Origin of the sequence: Microvirga tunisiensis (assembly GCF_009296175.1) — a bacterium.
Taxonomy (GTDB): domain Bacteria; phylum Pseudomonadota; class Alphaproteobacteria; order Rhizobiales; family Beijerinckiaceae; genus Microvirga; species Microvirga tunisiensis.
In genome coordinates this window covers 1-837 of the sequence record NZ_VOSK01000895.1, presented here as the reverse complement: position 1 = coordinate 837, position 837 = coordinate 1, and the positions used below count along the sequence as shown (strand labels likewise).

Genomic DNA, 837 nt, shown 5'->3' with positions numbered 1-837 from the left:
GGCGAGTGTGGCACAGGGCAATTGGTGGCAGGGATTAGTCTCAACAACCAAATCCTACGCTGCTTCAAGTGCTTAAGCTACACTCGCCAGCCTTCATCAACCTTCCCATGCATAAGAACGGTTAGTGCCGTCTCCATGGCCATGCGGGATCAGCTTTCTCTTGGAACAGGCGGAGGGCTTCTGAGGACAGGCTGAGCAGAGGCTTGGACGCAGTCGGCTGTGTCAGCCTGGGACCACGCCGCTCCTCGCGCTTGTACAAGCGCAGTGCCTCTGCGGAGAGTTTCGGCAGACCCTCAGTGGATATTCGCTGACGCAACTCCTGCAAGGTCTTCTCAGGGGCGTCGGGCATGGCTGAACTCGCAGCCGGAAGAACACGGAATCAATATCAGCGCAGAAGAGTAAGGAAGGTTCCGTGCAGTGCCCTACCCAAGAAGAGGGTCAGGTGGCATTGGGTGGAGTTGCAGGAGTTTAAGCCTGACGTTTGTGCAGAGGGAGGTGAAGACAAAATGCTGCTCCATTGATGCTCTACCCGGAAGAGACCTTTTTCGGAGCGATCAACATCAGTGGAGGCTGGCCCGATGCTAAAGCCCTTCTCGCAATACCTGACGGCGGTTGAGGAGCACCTTCCCTCTGAGCACCACCCACTTCTGCGCAATGGCCTCTATCTGGCGATCTTGGACTGGTACACCGATGGCATCGAACCCAAAGAAGCTGCTGCTCGGATCAGACATGCAGTGACGGGGTAGGTTCGGCAACCGAGCACTACGGCTACCGTTCTCTCAGAGGATGTGATTTCCCGAGGAGATGGCCATGGCAGGAAACAAGCAGCCGAACGAA

1 protein-coding gene is annotated in these 837 nt (G+C 56.5%); it reads left to right on the top strand.

Annotated features, from left to right (window positions below; all coding sequences use genetic code 11):
* Positions 1-578 precede the first annotated feature (578 nt).
* On the top strand, positions 579-746 hold the full coding sequence (locus tag FS320_RS45730; RefSeq protein WP_153885419.1) for a hypothetical protein: 168 nt from the start codon (positions 579-581) through the stop codon (positions 744-746).
* The last annotated feature ends 91 nt before the right edge of the window (positions 747-837 follow it).

Excerpts from the sequence above, each read along its gene's own strand:
- FS320_RS45730 (WP_153885419.1), top strand. The coding sequence starts at position 579 with ATGCTAAAGCCCTTCTCGCAATACCTGACGGCGGTTGAGGAGCACCTT.